This is a genomic window from Colwellia aquaemaris (genome assembly GCF_057548755.1).
In genome coordinates, this window is the sequence record NZ_BAAJLV010000003.1 from 189,248 (window position 1) to 213,230 (window position 23,983).

The 23,983-nt window shown below is 37.3% G+C and carries 26 protein-coding genes; 14 read left to right on the top strand and 12 right to left on the bottom strand.

Translation table 11 applies throughout. The annotated features are described in order from the left end of the window. Positions 1-98 precede the first annotated feature (98 nt). The 4 genes from AC27HL_RS10345 (at position 99) to AC27HL_RS10360 (ending at position 2,390) form a co-directional block, all read left to right on the top strand. Positions 99-443 (top strand): YajD family HNH nuclease, encoded by a 345-nt coding sequence (locus AC27HL_RS10345; protein ID WP_487080908.1) that lies wholly within the window; start codon positions 99-101, stop codon positions 441-443. A 34-nt stretch (positions 444-477) separates the two neighbouring features. Beyond that, on the top strand, positions 478-1,428 hold the full coding sequence (locus tag AC27HL_RS10350; protein WP_487080909.1) for a DUF808 domain-containing protein: 951 nt from the start codon (positions 478-480) through the stop codon (positions 1,426-1,428). Positions 1,429-1,561: 133 nt separating this feature from the next. Then, positions 1,562-1,897, top strand: a complete 336-nt coding sequence (gene hpf, locus AC27HL_RS10355) for a ribosome hibernation-promoting factor, HPF/YfiA family (protein WP_487080910.1) — start codon at positions 1,562-1,564, stop codon at positions 1,895-1,897. Between the two features lie 202 nt (positions 1,898-2,099). Then, on the top strand, positions 2,100-2,390 hold the full coding sequence (locus AC27HL_RS10360) for a DUF6172 family protein (RefSeq protein ID WP_487080911.1): 291 nt from the start codon (positions 2,100-2,102) through the stop codon (positions 2,388-2,390). Between the two features lie 74 nt (positions 2,391-2,464). Here the strand turns inward: AC27HL_RS10360 and AC27HL_RS10365 are convergent, their stop codons facing one another. Together AC27HL_RS10365 and AC27HL_RS10370 are read right to left on the bottom strand one after the other, a co-directional pair. Then, positions 2,465-3,388 carry a histone deacetylase family protein gene (locus tag AC27HL_RS10365; protein ID WP_487080912.1) on the bottom strand — a complete coding sequence of 308 codons (924 nt, stop codon included), beginning with the start codon at positions 3,386-3,388 and terminating at the stop codon, positions 2,465-2,467. 73 nt (positions 3,389-3,461) lie between these two features. After that, a complete protein-coding gene (locus tag AC27HL_RS10370; protein ID WP_487080913.1) occupies positions 3,462-5,297 on the bottom strand; it encodes a GNAT family N-acetyltransferase in 1,836 nt (611 codons plus the stop codon). A 252-nt stretch (positions 5,298-5,549) separates the two neighbouring features. Here AC27HL_RS10370 and AC27HL_RS10375 point away from each other — a divergent pair, with 252 nt between their 5' ends. Then, positions 5,550-6,407 (top strand): MipA/OmpV family protein, encoded by an 858-nt coding sequence (locus AC27HL_RS10375; RefSeq protein WP_487080914.1) that lies wholly within the window; start codon positions 5,550-5,552, stop codon positions 6,405-6,407. Between the two features lie 8 nt (positions 6,408-6,415). Next, a complete protein-coding gene (locus tag AC27HL_RS10380) occupies positions 6,416-6,667 on the top strand; it encodes a hypothetical protein (RefSeq protein ID WP_487080915.1) in 252 nt (83 codons plus the stop codon). Positions 6,668-6,732: 65 nt separating this feature from the next. On the opposite strand, the gene AC27HL_RS10385 is transcribed toward AC27HL_RS10380, so the two are convergent. Further along, the gene (locus AC27HL_RS10385) at positions 6,733-7,902 is read right to left on the bottom strand and encodes a hypothetical protein (protein ID WP_487080916.1); all 1,170 of its coding nucleotides are present in this window, start codon (positions 7,900-7,902) and stop codon (positions 6,733-6,735) included. Between the two features lie 205 nt (positions 7,903-8,107). Beyond that, positions 8,108-8,371 (bottom strand): CBU_0592 family membrane protein, encoded by a 264-nt coding sequence (locus AC27HL_RS10390; protein ID WP_487080917.1) that lies wholly within the window; start codon positions 8,369-8,371, stop codon positions 8,108-8,110. A gap of 260 nt (positions 8,372-8,631) precedes the next feature. Between AC27HL_RS10390 and AC27HL_RS10395 the strand changes: the two genes are divergently transcribed. Both AC27HL_RS10395 and AC27HL_RS10400 read left to right on the top strand, forming a co-directional pair. Beyond that, positions 8,632-9,477, top strand: a complete 846-nt coding sequence (locus AC27HL_RS10395; protein ID WP_487080918.1) for an MBL fold metallo-hydrolase — start codon at positions 8,632-8,634, stop codon at positions 9,475-9,477. 173 nt (positions 9,478-9,650) lie between these two features. Continuing rightward, positions 9,651-10,538: an alpha/beta fold hydrolase gene (locus tag AC27HL_RS10400; protein WP_487080919.1), complete on the top strand. Its 888-nt coding sequence runs from the start codon at positions 9,651-9,653 to the stop codon at positions 10,536-10,538. 105 nt (positions 10,539-10,643) lie between these two features. Here the strand turns inward: AC27HL_RS10400 and AC27HL_RS10405 are convergent, their stop codons facing one another. Both AC27HL_RS10405 and AC27HL_RS10410 read right to left on the bottom strand, forming a co-directional pair. After that, positions 10,644-11,258 (bottom strand): LysE family translocator, encoded by a 615-nt coding sequence (locus tag AC27HL_RS10405; protein WP_487080920.1) that lies wholly within the window; start codon positions 11,256-11,258, stop codon positions 10,644-10,646. A gap of 172 nt (positions 11,259-11,430) precedes the next feature. Further along, positions 11,431-12,804 carry a hypothetical protein gene (locus tag AC27HL_RS10410; RefSeq protein WP_487080921.1) on the bottom strand — a complete coding sequence of 458 codons (1,374 nt, stop codon included), beginning with the start codon at positions 12,802-12,804 and terminating at the stop codon, positions 11,431-11,433. Positions 12,805-12,978: 174 nt separating this feature from the next. Between AC27HL_RS10410 and AC27HL_RS10415 the strand changes: the two genes are divergently transcribed. The 3 genes from AC27HL_RS10415 (at position 12,979) to AC27HL_RS10425 (ending at position 15,680) form a co-directional block, all read left to right on the top strand. After that, positions 12,979-13,284 carry a putative signal transducing protein gene (locus AC27HL_RS10415; protein ID WP_487080922.1) on the top strand — a complete coding sequence of 102 codons (306 nt, stop codon included), beginning with the start codon at positions 12,979-12,981 and terminating at the stop codon, positions 13,282-13,284. Between the two features lie 197 nt (positions 13,285-13,481). After that, positions 13,482-15,314, top strand: a complete 1,833-nt coding sequence (locus tag AC27HL_RS10420) for a tetratricopeptide repeat-containing diguanylate cyclase (protein ID WP_487080923.1) — start codon at positions 13,482-13,484, stop codon at positions 15,312-15,314. 24 nt (positions 15,315-15,338) lie between these two features. Further along, a complete protein-coding gene (locus tag AC27HL_RS10425) occupies positions 15,339-15,680 on the top strand; it encodes a Fis family transcriptional regulator (protein ID WP_487080924.1) in 342 nt (113 codons plus the stop codon). A gap of 5 nt (positions 15,681-15,685) precedes the next feature. Here the strand turns inward: AC27HL_RS10425 and AC27HL_RS10430 are convergent, their stop codons facing one another. After that, positions 15,686-16,300 (bottom strand): LysE/ArgO family amino acid transporter, encoded by a 615-nt coding sequence (locus tag AC27HL_RS10430; protein WP_487080925.1) that lies wholly within the window; start codon positions 16,298-16,300, stop codon positions 15,686-15,688. 163 nt (positions 16,301-16,463) lie between these two features. On the opposite strand from AC27HL_RS10430, the gene AC27HL_RS10435 reads away from it, so the two are divergent. Together AC27HL_RS10435 and AC27HL_RS10440 are read left to right on the top strand one after the other, a co-directional pair. Further along, positions 16,464-17,357, top strand: coding sequence for a LysR family transcriptional regulator ArgP (locus AC27HL_RS10435; protein WP_487080926.1), 894 nt, complete (start codon positions 16,464-16,466; stop codon positions 17,355-17,357). 47 nt (positions 17,358-17,404) lie between these two features. Then, positions 17,405-17,896 (top strand): GNAT family N-acetyltransferase, encoded by a 492-nt coding sequence (locus AC27HL_RS10440; RefSeq protein ID WP_487080927.1) that lies wholly within the window; start codon positions 17,405-17,407, stop codon positions 17,894-17,896. Here AC27HL_RS10440 and AC27HL_RS10445 read toward each other — a convergent pair. The 4 genes from AC27HL_RS10445 to yegD all read right to left on the bottom strand — a co-directional run bounded on the left by AC27HL_RS10445 (position 17,865) and on the right by yegD (position 21,560). Continuing rightward, positions 17,865-18,581 carry an oxidoreductase gene (locus tag AC27HL_RS10445; protein WP_487080928.1) on the bottom strand — a complete coding sequence of 239 codons (717 nt, stop codon included), beginning with the start codon at positions 18,579-18,581 and terminating at the stop codon, positions 17,865-17,867. The two genes, AC27HL_RS10440 and AC27HL_RS10445, sit on opposite strands and share 32 nt — an antisense overlap. 9 nt (positions 18,582-18,590) lie before the next feature. Beyond that, positions 18,591-19,559, bottom strand: coding sequence for a hypothetical protein (locus AC27HL_RS10450; RefSeq protein WP_487080929.1), 969 nt, complete (start codon positions 19,557-19,559; stop codon positions 18,591-18,593). Between the two features lie 30 nt (positions 19,560-19,589). Next, positions 19,590-20,102 (bottom strand): pilus assembly FimT family protein, encoded by a 513-nt coding sequence (locus AC27HL_RS10455; RefSeq protein WP_487080930.1) that lies wholly within the window; start codon positions 20,100-20,102, stop codon positions 19,590-19,592. 99 nt (positions 20,103-20,201) lie between these two features. After that, positions 20,202-21,560: a molecular chaperone gene (gene yegD, locus AC27HL_RS10460; RefSeq protein ID WP_487080931.1), complete on the bottom strand. Its 1,359-nt coding sequence runs from the start codon at positions 21,558-21,560 to the stop codon at positions 20,202-20,204. Between the two features lie 155 nt (positions 21,561-21,715). On the opposite strand from yegD, the gene AC27HL_RS10465 reads away from it, so the two are divergent. Beyond that, the gene (locus tag AC27HL_RS10465; RefSeq protein ID WP_487080932.1) at positions 21,716-22,471 is read left to right on the top strand and encodes a peroxiredoxin-like family protein; all 756 of its coding nucleotides are present in this window, start codon (positions 21,716-21,718) and stop codon (positions 22,469-22,471) included. Positions 22,472-22,544: 73 nt separating this feature from the next. Here the strand turns inward: AC27HL_RS10465 and AC27HL_RS10470 are convergent, their stop codons facing one another. Further along, complete coding sequence (locus AC27HL_RS10470; protein ID WP_487080933.1) at positions 22,545-23,678, bottom strand: HD domain-containing phosphohydrolase; 1,134 nt, start codon at positions 23,676-23,678, stop codon at positions 22,545-22,547. Between the last annotated feature and the right edge of the window lie 305 nt (positions 23,679-23,983).

The window sequence follows — 23,983 nt, forward strand, 5'->3', positions numbered from 1 at the left end:
CACGCACTTATAGAAACATTTATTCTTAGTTGAGAGATTGCAGTCGTTTTCTCTAGCTCATACAATAGCGAAATTTCGTATTATAAAAAGTTGTTGTTATGTCCTCAGATAGATTTGGTACCAGTGCTAATTATAAACGCCAAGAGCAAGGTTATCGCGATCGTGCTTTGAAATTATACCCGTGGGTGTGTGGCCGTTGTGCGCGTGCTTTTGAATATTCCAATATTAAAGAATTAACCGTTCATCATATCGATCATGATCACACTAATAATCCTAATGACGGTAGTAATTGGGAGTTGTTATGTATTTATTGTCATGACAATGAACATGCAAAATATACTGATCATGCTAATTATCAAACGGAAGTTAAAGCAGGTGATAGCAACCAAGACACTGCCACCTATAATCCATTTGCTGATTTAAAATCTATGTTGAAAAAATAGCAGTAAACTGCGGGCACGTAAAAAGGAGTTATTTGTGGCAGGTTCAAGTTTGTTAACTTTAATCGATGATATCGCAGCAATTTTAGATGATGTTGCAATACTATCAAAGGTGGCTGCTAAAAAAACAGCAGGGGTTTTAGGGGATGATTTAGCATTAAATGCTGAACAGGTTTCTGGTGTAAAAGCAGACCGGGAATTACCTGTGGTGTGGGCTGTCGCCAAGGGCTCGTTTTTTAATAAATTAATTTTGGTACCTGCTGCGTTGTTGATCAGCGCCTTTGCGCCACCACTTATTACCATACTTATGGTTATTGGCGGCCTATTTCTTTGCTTTGAAGGTTTTGAAAAGGTGTTTCATAAACTGTTGCATAGCAAAGATGAACTAGCCAAACAGCGACAAGAGTTACTAAATGCCGTATCTGATGATGAAATAGATATCGTTGCACTAGAAAAAGAGAAAATAAAAGGCGCCATTCGTACCGATTTTATATTATCCGCCGAAATTATTGTGATCGTACTTGGCTCAGTTAAGGAAGCTGCATTTGAAACGCAAGTTTTGGTGGTATCTTCTTTAGCAATTGCCATTACGGTAGGTGTCTATGGCTTAGTTGCGGCAATCGTTAAGCTTGATGACCTAGGGCTTTATTTATTACGTAAATCAGTTTCTGGTAACTTTAATGCACTGCAACGTGCTTTGGGCAGAGGCTTACTTATTTTCGCGCCGTTTTTAATGAAGTTACTTACCATTGTTGGCACTATTGCGATGTTTTTAGTTGGTGGCGGTATTATTGTTCACAGTGTGCCGTGGCTGGCAGATAAGTTTCATCAGCTTGAGCACTGGGCAAGCCAATATATTGCAAGTTTGGCCGACACTGTCTTGCCGATTCTACTTGATGGCGTCACAGGGATTATTGCTGGCGGCATAGTATTAGTTATCGTTAGCGCGTTATCTCGCTTAAAAAATAAGCAAAGTGCCAAAAGCTAAACTATTCGTAAATTGATTTAAAACAATATCTTCAATAACTAATGAAATAATTACAAATTAACCTCATTTCGCTATTGTTTTTTGTTGTCTTCGCCCTGAATATATAATTGAAGACAACAAAAAAGGTAACAATATGAAAATAATCATTTCTGGACATCACGTTGAAATCACCGAAGGTATTAGCCAGTCAGTTGAAAATAAATTTGCTAAGGTTGCTAAACATTTCCCAAGCCTAATGACATTAGATGTTATTATTACCGTTGAACCGAATGAACAAAAACTTGAAGTTTCCACTACCTATGAAGGGGCAAGCGTTTCTGTTAATGCCGCCGATAAAGAGCTGTATGCAGCTATAGCCAGTGCAGCAAGTAAGTTAGAGTCAGCATTATCGCATCGCAAAGGTATTTTATCTGCTAAGCAAAAGAAAAAGTATGAAGTTGAGCAATCTAACGCTTTTGAAAGTGCATAATTAAAGTGCTTATTTATCTTAAGAAAAAGACCGTTTTACGGTCTTTTTTACTTTGTAGAGCAAGTTAACAATAATAATTTTAAAGTCATGAATTAATGGCTATTAAGGGGATGTTCTCGTAAAATAGACAGCGACTATTATTTAAGGCCATAGCCTTAAGCGCATAGTCGCTTAATATTACTTTTAATAGCCAAGGAATCCCATGAGAAAAACATTCGAGTTAACACACCCTAAAATTAAAATGGCCAGAATGGTTGAAGCGGTGAAACACGAAGTTAAAAAATACCTAAAACGTGAACGTAATAAATCGTTACCTGAGGGTGCAGACTATTGGGACTTTGACTGTAAAATTGGCACATCAGAGCAAACTGCTGACGTTATCCACGTTGCCAGTATCAATAAAGAAATTGACGTTATGGAAGCTAATGCTGTGACAGCATTTTATTTAGAAATATTAGCTAAGCCTGCGACGCGACAATTTGAAGAAAGATAAACGCTACTAGCTGCGTTTAAAATAAAAAGAAAAGGCGAGTTAATATTACCTAACTCGCTGCTAATATAGTAAATTTAGTAGCCAATTAAACCATTAATATGTGCCACGGCGCTTCGGCCAAGAGCACTTAAAGCATATCCCCCTTCAAGAACAGACACAATTCTGCCATTGGCATGCTTATCGGCAATATCTTTTATTTGGTCTGTTACCCAGCGGTAATCTTCATCGACTAAACTGACTTGTGACATATCGTCTTCAATATGAGCATCGAAACCTGCAGAAATAAAAATAATTTGCGGTTTAAATTTATTCAGTGCCGGCAGCCAAGTATCAAGAATTGCTTGGCGAAAGTCAGCACTTTTCGCTGAGGCATCAAGTGGAGTGTTAATTATGGGGGCTTTTTTACTTTCTTGAATTTCAAAAGGATAAAACGGATATTGGTAGGTTGAACAAAATAAATAGCCTTTTTTATTTTTAACGATATCTTCAGTACCATTACCATGGTGGACATCAAAATCAACAATAGCGATGCGTTTCATTTTATATTGCTGCTTAGCATAAGCGGCGGCAACAGCAACGTTATTGAAGAAACAAAAGCCCATGCCTTTATCATACTCTGCGTGATGCCCTGGTGGACGTGTTGCACAAAACGCCGCCGTAAGCTGTTCTGACATTACCAAATCAACAGCATCTTTTGCAGCGCCTGCAGATAACAAGGCAGCATTGAGGGTGTTTGGGTTCATTACGGTATCGTCATCGACTCGATAGGTGCCTTGACTTGGTGCGTTGGCAAAAATTGAGTCTATGTATGCTTTATCATGCGCAAGATAAAGCAGTGATTTGTCAATTGGTTTGGCGTTAAACTGCCTAACGACGTAATCTAAGCCACTTCGAATAAGTTGGTCTTGAATGGCTGCCATACGCTCAGGCGCTTCTGGGTGGTGCTCTCCCATTTCGTGGGTTAAACATTGGTGGTGACTTATAACGCCAACAGTCATAATTATTTCCTTTAAATATACTTAATTTGGTAGCAGTTTCGATTAAGTAAATGAATATTTTTATTATCGCTTTTTATAGTGTAAAGGCTAGGCTAACTTCATCGTAATCATCAGAAGGTTTACGTAAAAAACCTGCATTTTCAAATACCTTGAGCATAGGTGCATTGTCTCGTCTGACACAGGCTACAAGTTGCTCTAAACCGCGTATTCTTGCGATTGCAATTAACTCGGAAAGTAATGCTTTTGCCATGCCTTTACCACGTTTACTTTCTTTAATGACAAAGGCTACTTCTGCACTATTATTGCTAGGTAAATAGTAGTAACGAGCCACCGCTTGAATAGACTCCCCCAAATGATCACGTTCAGTTAAACATAAGGCTAAATCAACATGTTGGTTAACACTGACCAAGTTACAGGACTTTTCTCTAGTCATTTGAGTTGCGTGGTGATTGTAGCGCATCATTAAGGTTTCTTTATTGTGCGAATAAAAGAACTCTTGTAGTTTACGCTCGTCAGCGGGCGCCAGCGGACGTAAAAAGTATTCGCTTTCACCAAATGTAAAACGCTTAATTTCAATTTTACCTAACTCTGGTACTGAGGTTGGGGTGTTTTCTTGATATTCAGGCACCCAATAATGTTTGCGCACTTCTTTTAATAATTGTGCGCGAAATTTTGGGTGGGCAATGCGAATGAGTTCGAGTGAACGTTCGCGAATACTTTTACCTTGCAAAGAGGCGATGCCATATTCAGTGACTACATAAGAGACATGGCCACGAGATGTGACCACGCCGCCACCTTCAGTTATATGCGGCACAATACGGGAAATTTTGCCATCTTTGGTGGTTGATGGCAGGGCAATAATAGGTTTGCCACCTTTGCTAAGTGCTGAGCCGCGAATAAAATCGACTTGGCCACCAATGCCACTATAAAAGTGGTAACCGATGGAGTCGGAAACCACTTGTCCTGTTAAATCAACCTCAATGGCGCTGTTAATAGAAACCATTTTCTCGTTTCGAGCGATATTTACCGGCGAATTAATATGTTCACTTGGATAAAACTCAACATGAGGGTTACCATCAACAAACTTGTAAAGTCGCCTAGTGCCGACACAAAAACTGACCACAGTTTTACCTTTATGGAAGGTTTTTTTGCGGTTATTAATGACGCCAGAAAGCATTAAATCAATAATGCCATCGGAAATCATTTCGCTATGTACCCCTAAGTCTTTATGGTTGGCTAAATATTGCAGTACCGCCGATGGTATATTGCCAATGCCAATTTGAATGGTTGCACCATCTTCCACTAACATGGCAACGTACTGACCAATTTGCTCGGTTGCTTGGTCCACTTCAGGCTCAGGTACTTCAGGTAAGTATTGCTTCATGGTCATGTGTGCATCAATTTGATTAATATGCACAAAACCATGGCCGTTAGTGCGTGGCATTTTGGGGTTTATTTGGGCGATAACATATTTTGCTTTTTTGATGGCGGCTGAAACTATATCAACACTAACACCGAGTGAGCAGTAACCGTACTCGTCTGGCGGACTAACCATAATAAGCGCAACATCTAAAGGCAGAATATTTTCATTAAATAACTTTGGAATTTCTGATAGAAACGACGGTGTGTAATCTGCACGACCTTCACTTATCGCTTTTCTAATTTTTTCACCGCCAATAAAAAAAGCGTTGACTTTAAATAAGTCGCGATGCTGCTCTTCCGCCCATACATTGTCAGATAAGGTGAGAATATGTACCGCTTCTATATCATGTAAACCGGCACTGTTGGAGATTAAATCGTCTATCAAGGCATTCGGCACTGCAGCATTAGAGCCAATAAATATGCGATTGCCAGACTTTAAGTATTGTGACCAGTCGATAACTGATTTTTCTTTTTTCTTTATCGGCATAGGCGTCTCTGATTACACTGTAATAACTTGAGTATGAATCAATCAATAAGTTATTTTTTGATCCGAGTCAAATTTAATGTGGTATTAGACTAAAGGTGTAGTTTAATAGATTGAAAAATAAATGTATTTCTTGCATTGTAAAATGAGTTCACTGACTAGATTTTACTATTAATTTTTCACTAAAGCCTTTATCTTGCATACATGTGAAATGTTGTTTTAGTTTAACAACAAATAAGATAAGGAACCGAGTTAATGTCGCAGTTAAATAGTGCTTTTTTTGGCAGTTTATTGAGCTTAGTTATAATGTTTATGCTAGTAGCGCCAACATTTGCTAATAGTAAACTAGCAAGGGAAGAACCACGTTGGGAGGCGGGTGCCTTGTTAGCAACTTTTCATAGCCCTTTGTACCCAGCTGCGTCGGAAACCCAAGAAAATGTATTACCTGTGCCTTTTTTAATTTATCGAGGCGAACGTTTACGCGTTGGGGAGAACGGTGTTATTAAAGCCATGGCAATTGAAAAGCCCCGTTTTAAGGTCGATTTATCATTAGGTGCGGCATTTAGTGCGAGCTCTAAAGATTCTAAGGCGCGAACGGGGATGCCCGATTTAGATTTTATTTTTGAAGTTGGGCCAGAAGTCAGCTTTATGCTCGCGGACAATAATAGCAGTGAAACTTGGCTTAATTTACACTTTCGTAAGGTGTTTTCTAGCGACTTTTCTAGTATTGAAGATAGAGGCTACATTTTTCAGCCAGAGTTGGCTTTTCAAGGGGAAAACTTTTTTAGTAAAAATAGTGCGTATAAATTTACATTTTCACCATTATTTGCCAGCAAGAAAACTCATCAGTACTTTTATCAGGTGGATGAAAAATTTAGTACCATTGAACGACCAGCTTACCAAGCAAGTGGTGGTTATTTAGGCACCGAAATGTCATTGGTTAATCGTTTTAAGATCCGCAATGACTTATTAATTTTTATAAGTACTAAATTGGCCTATTACAAAGGTGCGAGTAATGAAGATAGTCCATTGTATAAAAAAGATTTTAATTATTCGCTTGGCCTAGGCTTAAAATGGACACTATTTGCTGGTGACAAATTAACTATATTTTAGAGAAGAGTATGTCAGAAATAGCGCAAATACGTTTAATGAAAATATTCATTGTTATTGGCCTTTCCCTATTTGCCTTAGGGCATTACTTGATTTCTTATGCTGATTTGCCAACCACTATGGGCGTAAAAGGAATTATTATTTGTGCAGCTTGCATTGCTTTTGGTTTAATATTTTCTTTACCAACAAAAATGTATTTAACCTTTTTATTAGTAAAGCGTGAGCAAGCAAATAACTCTTTTAAAAAACCGGAAAAATCATAAGAAAAAAGCCCAACAATGTTGGGCTTTCTAGTATCTCGCTTTAGTGTCGATATTGATTGTTTTGACTAACCAAAAATATTACGCATTAAGGTGATGGCTTGCTCGACAGTTTTACCATCTTTAACACTGTTAACTATAGTACTACGCATATTTAAAATATATTCTGGAATATCGTCGGCTTCAAAAGCTTTATCAACAAGCGCTTCAGCAGACTCTTTACTGCGCTTAACTGCTTTTGCGACACCAATTTTAATTTTTTTCGGTTTATCGCGCATACGAATATAATTTGAGTTTGTTGCCAGCGATGTATCAGCAAATAAAAATAGGTCAATTAAAATTGCGCGATGCTTCCAAAGCTGTTGTTCTACTTTGTCCTCTGGCATGTCACTGCGCCACCATTGCGTATTGCGAATACTTGCTATCATTTCGTGCCAGTAATCATCAAAACTTTGATTGTTTAATTTAACTAAGCCTAAACCTTGTGAAAGAATGTCTAACTTATTGCTGGTTAGTGCGACAAATTGATCTGGGCGGCGCATTGCCAGTAAGCGAGTGGCAGCTGTTAATGGTGCTTTTTCGCCATCACTATGTTCAGCAAAAATAGCTTTATAGGCATGTACGAAGTTTTGATAATGATCTAAGTGTACTTCACCTTCTAACGGAATATGCGCTAGTGCCTTATCGAATGATTGTGGTGTTGCTTTTAATAGTTGCTGAAAGGTTTTAGCGCCACGTGTACTTGCAAACCATTCAACGTCAAACATGTAAACACTGATATCATGCTGTGCGGTATGTTTTCCTGCCAAGGCTAAGCGATCTTCTTCAATTAAATCGGCTAAGTTTTGGTCACGAATATTTGCAATATAATCTAGCAGCTTTAAGCGCTCTGGTAACGCGTGTAACTCCGAATTTTCTTCGATAAAGCCAGTGAACATTGGCCAAGGAATAACACGCGCCATTTTTAATTGGCAGGCACTTACACCATTAGCAAGAGTTTCTTGCAGTTTTTTTAGTGGTTTTTCTTGGTTTGGCTCTAGTAAGTCTCGATTTACATCATGAGCACAGATCCTGTGCAATTCTCGGCACCAATTAAGAAAATCTTCAGGGTGGTTTTCTACTTTTACTGCCATCAAGTTAAGGCTGATATCAGCAACAAACGATAATGCATTTTGGTAAATAGTTTGCTCAGTGTTATTGAGTGACATTGCATTAGGTGAGGTAAGTAATTTTCTCATGAAACTTGGCTTTTCCGACGGTAAAAACATAAAAATAGGGCGGCATAATACGTGTAAAATCGTCTAACGCAAGTGATAAAGTGTAATTTTAGGGAGAAAGTTTTGACTGCCGATTTAAGCATCAGGATTTGCTGAGATTATCAGCAAACCCTTCATCGTTGCACATAATTAGTAAAATATTTGAGCAATGAAATAGTCGATGTACTTATGACGCTGACACTGGTTTTGGTTTTGCAAAATACTTTACTAGACCGATTACAGATGCAGCAATCCAGAAAAGTTCAATAACAAAACTTGCCAAATTAAAGTTGTAGCACAAACTTATTAGCAGTAAAACGGCACCAGATAAATTGATCAGGTTATACGCTAAACTTTGCGGTGTTAGTTTTTCAAGTTGTAGTAAGAAAAAAGCACCAACCACTAAAAAAGTTCCCGACATACCAATGATATCGAATAAAATATCGATCATAATAAACTCCAAGCTTATGAGGGTGATCCAAAATGCTGGCCCTTTCCGTGGGTAGGATCGTTTTCTTCCGTGAAACAGCTTGTCGCTGACCGTTAATAACGTTAGTTAATTTAACTGTGGTTATCTAGGTAATTTCGCTGCTATTGTAAGCAGGCTTTGTAAAAAGGTAAAGCGATATAATATTAACATGATTTTGCTCAATGAAATAAGTCAGGTGATATGTCTAGGCAATGTATATAAATAATAATAAAGGTCTGTTTATGAAAAACTATTTTGCAAATAATATTGCTAAAACTTTGTTGGTGCTTGTTGCTGTATTTTCTAGTTATATTGTTTACGCTCATGAAAAGCATTCTACTAACGCTACTTATTTGGGCAATGCAGCTATAATGGTGCAAGGAGAGAAAAGTAAATTATTATTTGACCCTTTTTTCCATAAAGACTTTAGTATTTATCAACTAGTTCCTAAAGAAATTAGGCAGGCTATTTTTCAAGGAAAGCCTCCATATCATAATATTGACTTGCTTTTTATTAGTCATGCTCATGATGACCATTTTTCAGCGGCTGATTTATTGAAATATTTGACCTTACATCAGCAGGTGCAGGTCATTGCACCACAACAAGCTATTGATAAACTATCGGCATTAAGTGAATTTTCACTTAATGCCGATAAACTGATGCCGCGAATTCATGGTGTTGCATTAGGTTACGGTGATTTAGCTTGGTCAAAACAAATTGGTCATACAAATATTTCTGCGGTACGTATTCCTCATTCAGGGTGGCCAAGTCGGGCTAATATTGAAAATATCGTATTTCGCGTTACGCTAGCAGATGGCGATACTGTGATGCATATGGGGGATGCCGACCCTGATGACGATCACTATTTACCTTATAAAGAATATTGGAATCAGCAAGTAACAGATACTGCTTTTCCTCCATATTGGTTTTTTTACTCAGCTGAAGGTCGTGACATTTTAAATGAAATTATTAATGCCAAGCAACATATTGGCGTACATGTGCCGGTAGAAATACCTAAACGACTAATTCGCTCAAAGCAACTGTATTTTTCAAAGCCAGGGCAGTTAATGAATATACATAAGCATTAAAAATAATATTCACATTTGCCTGTTGGTGACTGTCATCAATTTTGTCTTTGTTTTGTTATATCGCTTGTTCTTTTTCAACAAAATCAGTAATCTGTTTTCATTCTGGTCTGACCAATTGCCGTTTTCTCAGCAATTGGACGACCGTTAGCTACAACGATAAGGGATGAAAGTGAATGCAACAAGAGTCAATATTTATTCAAGATGATGAGCATCAACTGCATTTGCGTCATATATGGAAGAGTCGTGGTGGTGTTCCCGTTTTTATGCTTCATGGCTCAATTGAAAATGGCCTTATCTTTTACACCGAAAAAGGAAAAGGTTTAGCCTGTTTTCTTGCTGAGCAAGGCTTTGATGTTTATGTAGGCGATTTACGTGGCAGAGGTCAGAGTAAACCAAGCATTGATGCTAATTCTTCATTTGGTCAATATGAAGCGATTACCCGCGATATTCCTCTTTTTTTAGAGAAGGTACAAAATTTAAACCCACAGAAAATTCATCTTATTGCCCATTCATGGGGAGGCGTATTATTGTCGAGCTTTCTTGTGCGTTACCCTCAATGGCTTGATAATGTGCTCAGTAAAACCTGCTTTGGCACTAAAAGAGTGGTTACGGCAAAAACCATTGAAGCATTTGTAAAGCTTAAGGTGTTGTGGCGTTATTTGGCACCTGTGTTGGTGAAGCAAAAGGGCTATCTTGATGCCAAAAAGTTTGGTATTGGCTCAGACAATGAAACTAAACAATCGCTAGCGGAAAGCTTAGCTTGGGTAACGCCGGGCAAGTGGTGTGATAGTTATGATAATTTTGATTATTTTAGTGCTGCACAAAAGGTAACGTGGCCACCTACTTGGCATTTTACTGGTATTAAGGATCATGCACTTGGCCATCGCCAGGACGTACAATTATTTATTGATGAATGCGGCAATAGTAGCGCAAAATTTTCAGTACTGTCGAAACAAGCAGGAAATTATCTAGATTATGATCACATCAATATTCTTACTAGCCCATTAGCGGTGAATGACCATTTTCCGTTGTTGGTAACTTGGTTAACTGAACATCATTGACCGTAAAAGTGAGGGGAGGGTTATTACAATGCTCTTTGCTGCTCGCCAATTTTAAAGTTAGTAAATCAAGCAAGTAAACAGCCGCCCCTGTTCATCAATAATGAATTATGTTTTAACGGCAATCACAGCACCTGTTGAAATCATAATTGTGCCGGCGGTTTTGTTAATGATATTCGTTGCATTTGGCGACTTAAAAACTTGCTTCGCTTTTACCGAAAACAGACAGTAAGCAATGTTGACACTGCCAAATGCAAGAGTTGCAGCTAACATAATTAAGCCCATATCATAAAATGAAACACCATCATTATTGATAAATGCAGGGAAAAAACCAACATAAAATAAAATGGCCTTGGGGTTACCCAGTGTGATAAATAAACCTGTTAAAAAATTAGCGATAATTGATGAGTCTTCTACTTTTGTTAACTCAACTGGCGTTGCTTTCGTTGTTATAAGTTTGTAGCCTAGCCAGAGTAAATAACTTACGCTGATATATTTGATTAATACAAATGCTGCGCCCATAAACTCGGCGATTGCGGATAAACCAAAAAGTGCAAGAATGATGAAAACATAATCCCCGATCAAGATCCCTATGGTCATGTAAATGCCTTGCATAGCACCAGAAGAAAATGATCGCGCGATTAAGGTAAAAACTGCAGGGCCGGGAATAATCGCCAAAAGTAACATAGCGCTAAATAACGCCAGTAAACTTTCAATAGACATGCGAAACCTCCAATGGTTATTTTATCTAGTTTATTTGTATATTGGGTGATAGCGTATAAAAAGGCAATTATGCGCCAATATCATGCTTATCGTAGCAATTAAGAAATTAACTATGATGAAGTTTACTTTTTACACTATAAAATATTTAACGCCATACATTTGAAAGTTGTCATTAAATATCTTCATGAGCTGCCATTGCCTCGATATTAATAATTGCTGAACGATTCAAGGTTATTTTAAAACGTTGTGCATGCTGATTATGTTGCTTATCTGTTTGCATTAAAACCAAGTTAATTTGATAGCGCCTTTCTACCGCTTGTTTAGTGATTTTACTGCCATCAAGAGAATATAGCCGGCCTTCGCCTTTTTTTAAAAATCGAATAAAAGGGGTTAAATTAAAGTAGATGCGTTGTTGTATTTCGTCGTAACCGGGTAAAAATGTTTTTGCAAAAACTTTAGTGTCACTGCGAAAATGCAATAATTGTGCTGCTTGCTTATTTTGTTGGCGACGAGTTTGAAACAGCTTATCAACTTGTTTGGGTAAGTCTTTATTACGAATATACTCAAGCCAAATAGTTTGGCTAGCAATACGACTTTTATTTACACTATTGCTGTAAATATTTTTCCATTTCGGTAAACCACGTTGAATGCGCCGCCAAATAATTCGTGTAATATCATCTTTAAAAATTTCTCGTAAGCCGTAAATAACGCCTAGCATACCAACTAAAGCAATTGTCACTTCAGTAAAATTTGCCCGCGCATTTAGCACTAACATCATTACAAAGGCCATAATAATGGCGGTTACTGTGCCTCTTACTAAACGTTTTAAATTACTATTAAGATTTTTAACATCTTTTTTTAATACTACGCCATATTCCACCAGCCGTTGTAACAAGCGCATTTTATTTGTAATTCTATTTGGGTCTGCCAAAGTGGTTTGTGAGTTGTATTGGTTGGCCTCTCGGTATTCGTTTTCATTTCGACATAAAGCAAGTAAAAAGTTTCGTTCGGCGGTGAAGTCACTACTTTTGGGGCCACGCGACAATATTTTTAAAAATGACTGCTCAACATGCCAGCTTAGGTAGTTATCTGCATTTTCAAAAAAAGGACTAAGTTTTTTATCTGGTGGCGTATAGCGTCGCAACTTTTTTAACAGGGCAATTATTTGCTCAGCCAAAACAATTGCTTGCGGGTAAAAGTCCTCACTTTCTTTTAATTTTATGGTTTGCTTGATATCTGTATCGAGTGCGATCCGAATTTGATACGAGAATAAATTCAGATTTAAGCGGTAATCACTTTGTTCACCTTTTTGTTGGCTAATAAAGCGGCTGCGTACTAAGGGTAAATGTAATTGATCTGAATAATATGCACTATGGCTTTTAATGCTGCTATGAAAGTACTGCTCTTCAGAAAGTGTTTTTGGGCTAATGCCCATTTCTACAGGTAATGAAAAATATAAATCAAGCCTTTGCTGATCGCTTGGTAATAGTTGATAACCAATTTTAATGGAAAGGTTTTCGTCTTGGATGAGTTTAATGTTATTCACTTATAAATTTTACTCCTTATATGAAAAACTTAAGTGTCTAATAGTTATTATACGCTACTATAATAATTATTATTGTTAATTCTTAGACGAATTTAATCTCAGATAATCAGGTCTTTACCTTAGTGTGAGGTTAGTTGATTGAAAGCAGGATATTGCGGTTTAGGGAGTATGACTATGAAAATGATTTATACCAATGAAAATCAATTTTTGGCTAACAATGCGAAAAATATTGTTGAATGTAGTGGTATTGCTACTTTTCTTAAAAATGAATTCGCTCAAGGTGCAGTTGGTGAAATTGCAGCATTCGATACTTGGCCGGAAGTTTGGGTTATTGATGACAATGATTACGAGAAAGCAAAAGCTATTATTGCATCGTCAGAAAGTGCAAGTCGTCGAGAAAATTGGATATGTAATCACTGCTTTGAAGAGAATGACTCATCGTTCGAAATTTGTTGGCAATGCCACCAAGATGCAGACTGATATGCTATAACAAAAGTTGTTAAGTATTTCTGAAATACAGTCGATATTTTTTAGATGAAATAGCTTAATTAGAACTAATGCTAGCGGGTTGATAAAATTGTTATAGATAATAGGCAAACAGACAATACTTTTGGCTAAGAATCAGGTAGAGTATTAATTAGACGATGGATCGTTTGCACAATAATGGATTATTGACCATGATGTATAAATTACAGGGCATAGCTGTCCGCACCAAAGTAGTAAAACTGTTATTTTTATTCTTCTTACTATCGCTTAACGTTAACGCGACAGAGCCTATAGAAAACTATCAAAAATTAAAAGATTTACAGCATTTAAATACCGATAGCAGTAGAAGTTTCGTTAATCAACTGCTATTGAAAATACCTAACAATGATTATAAGTTTTTACACGCGCCCATTTACGCTTACATTGCCAAGTTAAAAACGGCTGACGGAAATTGGCTTGAAGGTAAACATTACCTTGATTTAGCAATATCGGCATTAGCAACCACAAGCGATGACGAGCTGCTGATTGAATCTCTTGAAAGTATTAGTTGGATATTTTTTATTAGAGGTCATTATAGTGATGCCATATTTTATGTGCAAAAAATGGCAGATCTTGCCTTTGAAACAGCAAATCAACGAGGACAAGTTGTTGCATTAAACCGGTTAGCGCTAAGTTATATTGAACTAAAACTGTTTGAGCTAGCAGTTGAACCATTAGAAATTGCACTTGAGTTAGCACGGGCAACAAAAAATTATGATAGCGAGTTTTTAGCGACACTCTATTTAATTAATGCCCGCATTGAGCTTTCAGGTTTTGACCCACAAGAAACTTTTGCATTAACCTTAATTGCTGAAAGAATCCCGTCCAAGTTTAATAGTGATGATGGTTACTTACCTAGGTTAAAAGGTGTGGTGAGCTTGCAATTAAGGAACTTTCTTGCGGCGGAAAAGTGGCTAAAAGTAGCACTGGAAAAAGCGACTGAAAAACATGATGTACGTTTACTACAAATGGTGAGTAAAAGTTTATCTGAATATTATTTAGCCACAAATAAACCTTGGCTAGCGCTAGATTATGCCAGCGCAAGTTTAAATTATAATAACCAGTTGCAGCATTTAAATGACCAAGCAAGCTTACACTATTTATTAAGTAATATTTACCAGCAATTAGGCGATGAAATAAGTTCATTGAAATACTTGCGTGCCTACGCTGACTTTCAATATTCTACAAGTGATAACACAACGGTTAGCTTGTTAACAACTATGGATAAACGTATTGAAGGTATAAAGCAAAAACAAAAACTAGCAGAGCAAGAAAATTCGTTACTTGCCAATAAAGTTACTGCACAAGAATACGAAAACGAACTGCAATTTTTTGTTTTTACCATTTTAGGTTTAATGCTGCTTATCGTATCTTTTATCGTAGTTTTCGTTGTTCATCATCGTATGTTAAAAGCACAAATTACCTTGTCGATGAAAGATGAGTTAACCGGAGCTTACTGCCGAAATTATTTAAAAGGTTACTTACCGGCGGTAAAATCTCGATTTGAAAGAAATTCAGATAGAGATCATTCATTAGGGGCACTGATAATAGACTGTGATGATTTTAAGTTTATTAATGATACTTTTGGTCATGCAGGAGGCGATAAGGCCTTAAAAGAAATCGTAGATACGCTGTCCAAACATATTAGAGAGCAAGATCTGTTATTACGTTGGGGGGGAGATGAATTTGTTATAGTATGTGAGTCGGTAAATCAGCTACAAATTCGCGAATTAGCAAAACGTATTACTGCCAGTATCAGCGACATGCAGATACAGTACGACGATATTACACTAACAGTGACAGTTTCTATTGGTTATGCCTTACATAGTAAGGCTGAGAACTTTAATTTTGATGGTTTAATTAAAGCCGCCGATGAATTTTTAATGGCAACAAAAAAATCGGGCAAAAATAGCTGTTTAGGTGAAAACTTTAATGAAATGAGTATTGATGGATTCTCTGCTAATTTTTCTAAGGGTGATTTTTAATAACGGGGAGTTAGCCAAAAACACATGCGTAAGTCAGATAAAAAAATAGACAATAATATTCGTAAAGCGCTCACTAACGTATGTCAATCGGCTTTAGAAGATATTGAAGGCTTTCAGTGGTTAACGCACTCGGTTAACTTTTCATCTTTTCCTGAAAGCTTGTTAATTACTTGTGTGTTTGACAGCAATATCAATTTGAAAAACTATTTAACATCCTCGCAGGATAACTATTTAGTATGTGCGATTGAAAGTGAGCTCGCCACAATTGGTATTAAACTGAAAAATAAAAGTAAACAAATTTTGCTAGATAGTGAGGAAAGCTGCGCCGAGTTTCAACAAGGAAATTGGCGCAAAAGATTGTCCTAACTCGTTTATAGGGTGTTAAATAAAGACAGGGCAATTGCGCACATAATCAAGCCGACAATAATATCTATACTTCGTTTTACTTTCGCCTGACTTAGCCAAGGCGACATTTTTGCAGCGGCTCCGGCGAGACTATAAAACCAAATAATTGATGCCAGCATAGTGCCAATAGCAAAGGCAAGTTTTTCATTTCCTTCAAACTGACCGCCAACGCTGCCTAGAATCATAACTGTATCTAAGTACACATGGGGATTTAATAGTGTTACCGCTAAAGTCGAAACCGTCACTATCCAAGCACGCTTATTGTTACCCTCGGTTTTAGACTTTTCATGCTGGTAATTATTTAACCATGCTTGGCGAAATGATAAGCCAGCATAGCTAAATAAAAATATGATACCGCCCCAGGAAATAACGAGGACTAAGCTTGGTGATGCTGCAATAAGTTTGGCACCTCCAAAAACACCTAAGCCGATTAGGACGATATCACAAAACATACAAATAGTGGCTGCAAGAAAGTGATGGTTCTTTTTAATACCGTGATTAAGCACATGAGAATTTTGCGCGCCAATGGGAATGATCATACTAGCGCCCAAGAAAACCCCTTGTATTAGCGGTGTAAACATAGTTAATCCAAATTAAAATCTGTGTTGAGTAACTAAGTACACTGTAAGTTAATTTTTTATATAAATATAATTAATATATTTTATCCTTGATTAGTTTTGCTAATATTGATGAGTGCGATTTTTCATCGTACTTATATCGCGTTAATTATTGAGACGTAACATTATGCTAGATTATAAATTGCTACATGCTTTTAGCGTGGTCGTGGACCAGCAAAATTTTGACAAAGCGGCGTCAATATTGGCGATTACCCAATCTGCAGTTTCTCAACGCATAAAAGCGTTGGAACAAGCTATAGGTCAGCCGGTTCTTGTGCGTACTCAGCCATTAGTGGCGACGGTTATTGGCAAAAAGTTATTGGCGCACTATCAACAAGTAAAATTACTTGAGCAAGATATTTTACCGGATATTTCTGCAAATAATAGACAAGAAACCATACAGGCTAATATTGCCAGTAATGCTGATAGTTTGGCTACGTGGTTAATTGGTGCAATTGGTGACGTATGTCATCAATATAATGTGGCGGTAAATTTTCGTTTAGCCGATGAAAATCGAACGATTAATTATCTAAAAGATGGAGAGGTTTTTGGTGCTATTAGCACCTATTCGCATGCATTGCCCGGCTGTACTTTTGAAAAACTTGGAGATATGCAATACATTTTAGTTGCTGCGCCCAGCTTTGCACAAAGGTACTTTGCAAAAGGAATTAATGAACAAGCGTTACAAAGGGCACCTGCAGTTGCCTATGATCAAAAAGATGACATGCATATAAAATATATAGAGCAAACATTTAATTTAAAAGGTGGTTCATACCCTTGCCATACTGTGCGTTCATCAGAAGCATTTGTAGGTTTTGCGAAACAAGGTTTAGCCTATTGCCTGATCCCAAAACTGCAAATAAAAGCAGACCTAGAGACTGGTGCACTGATTGACCTTATGCCGGAAAATTCAATTACACGTACACTCTACTGGCACCATTGGGTATTACTGAAAGGGGTTTTTAAAGCGATGTCAAAAGCGATTGTGTATCGTGCGCAAAGTGCACTAAAGCATCAATAAATGACTAGGCATTTATTGATGCGATTTAATATAAAACAGAGGAAACTATGAGTGAATTAATTGTTAGAGCGGCGTCCATTGATGATATTGGCAGTTTATTTAAATTTATTAAAGACTTAGCCATTTATGAAAAAGCTGAACATGAAGTACTCGCCACCGAGCAATCTTTAAAAGAAAGCATTTTTTCTGACAATAGCCATGTATTCGCGCTTATTTGTGAGTTAGATGGTATGGCTATTGGTTCAGCCATCTATTTTTTTAATTACTCCACTTGGCTGGCAAAACCTGGACTCTATTTGGAAGACTTATATGTTATGCCAGAATATCGTGGTAAAGGGGCAGGGATAAAACTACTTAAGACAATGGCTAAAATTGCTGAAAATAAAGGTTGTGCAAGGTTTGAGTGGAGCTGCTTAGACTGGAATACTCCATCACGAGAGTTTTACCATTCCATAGGTGCTCAAGCACAAGAAGAATGGGTTAGTTATCGTATGACGGGGAAAACCCTTAGTGATTTTGCAGCTGATCAGACTCCATAATATCTATACTTTGCAGTGGCTTATCGGCAAATGCAAGCATAGCTGTGGCGACTTTTTCAGCTTGAATTGCGCGATATTTTTTGGCAATAAATATCGCAAATACTTTCATAAATGCTGAGCCTAATTGCTCTGCTAATCTAAACTCTTGTCTATGCCCCAACAGCATTGAAGGGCGAAAAATACCTAAATACTGATAGTTAATAGAGGCTATGCTCTGTTCAACTTCTCCTTTTACGCGATTATAAAATACACGCGAGTTTTTATTTGCGCCAACGGCAGAAACTAGCGCGAATAAACTTGCTCCATGTTGATGAAAATATTTGGCAATGGCTAATGGGTAATCATGATCAACTTGATAAAATGCGTGCCTAGATCCTGCTTTATTGATGGTTGAGCCTAATGTACAAAAAACATGCTTGACTGATTTTATACCCGTGTTGTTAGCATGCTTTAATAATTCATCGTCGAGCTGAGCAAAGTTGATAATTAACGCTTCAAGCTTATGGTGCGTAATATTTAGCGGTCGCCGGGTTAACGCAACTACCTTAATGTAGTTAGGTGAGGCTAATAGTTGCTGAAGTAAATGCTTGCCTATCAAGCCTGTGGCGCCAACAATCAAAGCTGTTTGTTGTTCTTTTGGTGAATTTATTAATTGGCTAGTATTTGAAGCGAGCTGTTTATTCATATATTTGAGCTATTGTACTCGGTAGAGAGTGCCGTTGTTGTTGATCAATTGGCTAATATTGTCAGTTATCTTTTGCGCTAAAGCTAGCTCTTCAGGTGAAAGGTATTTAGATGATCGCTCAATATACCATTGATAACGACGATAAAGCTTGTTGCTGTCGGTAAAATTTAAGATAACTTGGTTATATGCGTGGGCTTTTACGCGACCTTTTGCTCCATAGTTTTGTGAATGATACATATTGGAAAGAGTCACCATAGCTTTTAGGCTACCATGTTCTGATGCTTTGATTAAAAAATCCAGTTTTGTCTTTATAAAGTTGTCACGAGTCGCAATATATTCATCGCGCGCTAATGCATGGTATTGCTGAGAAGTCATGAAAAATTCAGCGGTAATTTGGGAAAACTGCTCTTGAGCGGCCACTAAGCCTTGCTCGGCTGAAGCATGCAAATAATGATAAAATTGCTGCGTTTGGCTCGGTTCAATGCCCTGACATTTATCGAATTTGGCCGTTAAATTATCAATAAATTGTATTGATTCATTGCTACTTTGTGCTAATTCAAGCTGCTGATCATATGCTTGCTGAGACAATGGTGCATTCAAACAATACTTAAGGTTCATTGCTAAGCTATAACCTGCATTAAGATCGCCTTGAGTAAAGAGCGATGCTAGTCTTTCAATTTGTTGATTGAGCTTACCTTTTATTTGCCATTTGCTGTGCTGTTTAAATGATGGCGATGTCTGCTTATTTATAGCTGGCAACTTAAATGACGTTTCTTCAAGTTTTTGCGATGTTTTCGTGCTAATTTTATCGTTTAAAAGGCTAGTATTGTTTTCTATACTTGAATCTTTATTACTCGCAAGAGAGCTGTTGTTACCAACGTTATTATTAAAAAAATAACTATTAGTAAAATAGCTAACTGCAGATATGAGCAATATTATAAGGGCTGTTAGCCATAGTTTAGGTCGCTTTATATTCATCCTTGGTACCCGTTAAATTAGCAATTAATACTACAGTATTGATACTTGCCCTGTTTCAGAGTCATAGACGAAACCCAAATTGTCTCGCTCTGTTAGCTTATAAGAACAGTCGCCGTTGCCTTCATAATTTACAATAAACTCTGCAGAATTATCCACCGCGGCACTGTTATCGCCATTTTCAATTAAAGCCTGCCAAAGTGATAAACAGTCGTCGTCATTATTCGCTGATATAACAACGTCACTACCAGGGTAACTTTGTGCAGGATATCCTTGCGGGTTTATGTCGATTTGTCCTGAAGTATCGTTACCGTACAGTTGAATATTATCACGTTGGTTAAATGCACTTGGCGAGCCTAAAGCGCGCCATTTCATGTTTGCTAAATTAACGCTTGAACGTAGAGCACCAGCATTAGCTGAAACTTTTGCTTTTAAGGCATCGTCGGTTAAATTAATGAACTTCGGTAGTGCGATTGCGGCTAATATACCAAGCATTACAATAATGACAACTAACTCTATTAAGGTAAAACCTAGTGATTTTTTCATTGGTGTTTTAATAACTTAATTTTTTTGAATAATGTATACCAAGCGTACATAAATCACAACGAAAACAGCATTAGGTAAACGTGTACAGCAAGTTAAGTTTTAGCGATATATTCTATTTGCCCAGCGCGTTAACCCTGCGGTGACGCTGCCAAAGTGATCACCAATAACGATAGGTGTTTGCGTAAATTGTTGTTGCAAGAACTGATAAATGACCGGTGATTTAGCAGTTCCTCCGGTAACGAATACCACGTCAGGCTTAGTGTTTGCTTGGTTTATTGCTTCTGTCATAAGTTTTGCAATACTATTGAGCTCGCGTTGACAGGCGATGGAAAAACTGGCTCTATCGACTGGTATTATTAGGTTTTCTACAATATCTTCTAATTCAATGTTATGGCATGTGGTATCGGTTAAGGCTATTTTGCTTTGCTCCGCGGCATTCACGACTTTGTAGCTCATTTTTTGCTCTTGAACGGTTAATAATCGTCTGACTAATTCTGGCTGCTCAGCATCGCGTATCAATTGTTGTAAAAAACGTCCATTGGCAGCGCTATAAAATTCGGTTTGCTCGTTAATGTTGTTTATTGCAACTGCCTGCCAATAACTATTTGATGGCATAGGCTTTCCAGACTTTAACTGCGAGTCTAAGCCAAAGCTTGGCATTATGCCTTTGAGGGCCATAGCAATATCAAAGTCATTACCACCGACGCGTTCACCGCTATGGCTTAACAAATCTTGTTGACGGTTCGTATGACTTGCCTGCTCAGGCCCCATGAGTAACATTGAACAATCTGTTGTGCCACCGCCGATATCCACCACAAGTACTTTAGTTTCTTGTTGTAATGACGCTTCATATTCAAAGCCTGCCGCAACTGGCTCAAACTGAAACTCAACATCGTTAAAGCCAACTCGTTTTGCTGCCTTGGTTAAAACTTGTAGCGCTTGCTGGTTGCTTTCTTCGCCACGTAAGCCTTGAAAATTAATAGGGCGGCCAATGACGGTTTGGCTGATGCTTCGACCTAGCTGAGCTTCAGCTAAAGATTTTACATTACTCATCATAGCGGCAACGATATCTTCAAATAATTCAATTTGTTGCGGTAATAGTCCACTTGCACCAAGAAAGGATTTTGGTGACTTGATGTAATAGCCTTCGTCTGGCTCTTGCAAATAATGATTTAATGCTTGCTGTCCAAAAGATAACTCTGTTGGATAACCATCTAGTGTTAACTCCCTTAGCGTGTTTTGCCCTTTTTGTAGTTGTTGTTTACGTTGGTGCTGAAAGTTTTTTTGCTCGGCTAAGGTCAAGTGTTTGTGCAGCCAATTTGCAATAATATCTCGACTAGGTGCATATAAGGTCGAAGAGATATAACGGCCATGATCGCCTAGTGATAAAAGTTCTGGGGTGTTGTTATGCATAACGCCAACAGCACAGTTTGAAGTGCCGTAATCAAATCCGATCATGATGAAGTCCGTTAAAAAAAGGCCGCGTAGAATACTGATATAAGTGGTGCTAAGCAAGTTCTTTTAGCAAACTTATGTAATTTAGTATGGGGTTACATTCTCCGCCTAAGTTACCGAATCAATAACAATAATTAACTAATTTTCAGGAATCCATAATGTGCTTTTCACTCAAAAAATTTACGTCAATTGCCTATTTATCAGTAATATTCTCTTTAATTTTCATTAGTGCCAATTTAACCGCGGCAGAAACTAGAGAAAGTTATGCAGAAAAAACCAAAGAAAGTATGGAAAAAATGCAAAAGAAAAGAACGACATGGACAGAGGCTGATAGAGCTATTATGAAGGCAGCAAGTGATAAATTAGCCAATGAATTACCAAACCCTGGTTTAAAAGCTGGACATAAAGCACCAAACTTTCGTTTGAAAAACGCCTTTGGTAATACTATTGAATTAAGCCAAGAGCTTGAGAAAGGCCCGGTAGTGTTAGTTTTTTATCGTGGTGCTTGGTGTCCGTATTGTAATGTACACTTACATGCATTGAAAAAAGCACTACCAGAGTTTGAAAAATACAATGCACAGGTTATTGCCATTTCCCCCCAATCACCAGATAAATCAGCTGAGCAAGTAAAGAAAGATGGTTTTCCATTTCAAGTATTGAGTGATAGTAATGCTAAGGTGATGAAAGATTATAAACTTTACTTTGAATTACCAGCAGATTTAATGCGGGTTTATAAAGAACATGGTTTAGATATTGAGGAATTTAACGGTGAAGGGCGTAATGGTTTACCAACCCCGGGCGCTTTTATTATTGATAAAAACGGCTTTATTCGAGCGATGCAAGCGGAAGTTGATTATAAGTCGCGTATGGCACCAGAAGATATTGCTATAGCGCTAGCGCAATTATCAGAATAACCGTATTTTTGGCTCAGCTGAAAGTGACAAATAAAACTGACGATATAGCGCGTTATATGGTCAGTTTTTACTATTAATCATGTTGCCAGTCATGATATTCATCCTGAAATAATTGCTGAATTTCTTCAATATCAGCTCTGCTGTGATCTAAGGCATGAACTAAATCGAATTCTATTTTATCTGCTGAGATTTTATAAAGTTCATCAAATGCTTGTTGGTTTGTCCAAGCTGTCTTATATGGACGATTACTGGTTAAGGCATCGAATATATCAGCAACAGCAACTATTTTTGCTTCAACGGGGATTTCGTTGCCTTTAAGTCCTTCTGGATAACCACCGCCATTGATTTGTTCATGATGATGAAAAACAATATTTTTTAATATATTGATATAAGGCATGTTTGATAGTTGGTATATGTCGATTAATTGCTCAACAAGCACTTTACCATTTACCGTATGTTGTTTCATTTGCTCAAACTCATCAGGAGTAAGTTTGCCTGGTTTTAATAAAATGGCATCGGGTACCATTAATTTCCCCAAATCATGCAATGGTGCATATAAAAACAAATGCTCAATAAATTCGTCAGAAAGTTGATATTTTTGTGCAACTTTTCTAGCAATTAACAAAGAATAATAGGCCATACGCTTTAAGTGTTCACCTGTTTCAGGGTCACGGTATTGGCTGATCAATTTCATAGAATCAATGGTAGATTTAAGTAAATTAATATCACTTAAGTCTTGCTGTAAAACCAAAGATATCATGATGGAAATATAGTTTAATGTATCAACAAGCTCTGAATGTAGAGCATGTTTTTCTTGCGAATTTACAAAGAAAAAACCAAGTAATTTATCGTCATAAAATAATGGCATGGTAAAGCTTGATTGATAGCCTGCCATTCCTATTTTCTTGGTATGAATTTTATTACCGGCAAATATCGACATGTCATTAATGATACGTGCGGTTTTGCTTTCTGCCACTGCCAGTAAAGACTGGCACTGAGCATAATCGACCTCATAATTAGAAAACTCGCTACTTTGTTTTTCATCTAAAACGTAAGTTTGTAGCGTATTTCTTTCCTCGTGATAGATGACAATTGAAATTCGATCAACGTTTTTATACTTAAGATTAAGGTGATGGCGTATAAGCTTAACTTTATCAGCGATTGCTATACGTTTGCTTAAGAATGTAAAATTTTCCGCTGTGTTCAAGGCGAATCCTTATTAATTAAAAGATTTATGGGAGTATATAAATGTCCTTATTAATAACGTTTTTGAGCGACAGCCTTCATTTATAAAAGGCACCTGAGAATTATATAATGGATGAACAACATGTAAATCTATGATCAAATTGAAGCATGATCTAGATCACAATTTTCTTGCTTAAAATTGTACGCTTGTGCGACATTTTGTATTAAGGTGTTATGAACTGTAATCGCAGTGTAATATGTCTACTTATTTGGCACTTACTAGCAATTTCAGCTAGCTATGATGTGTAAAAGTGTTGAAAAGTACGA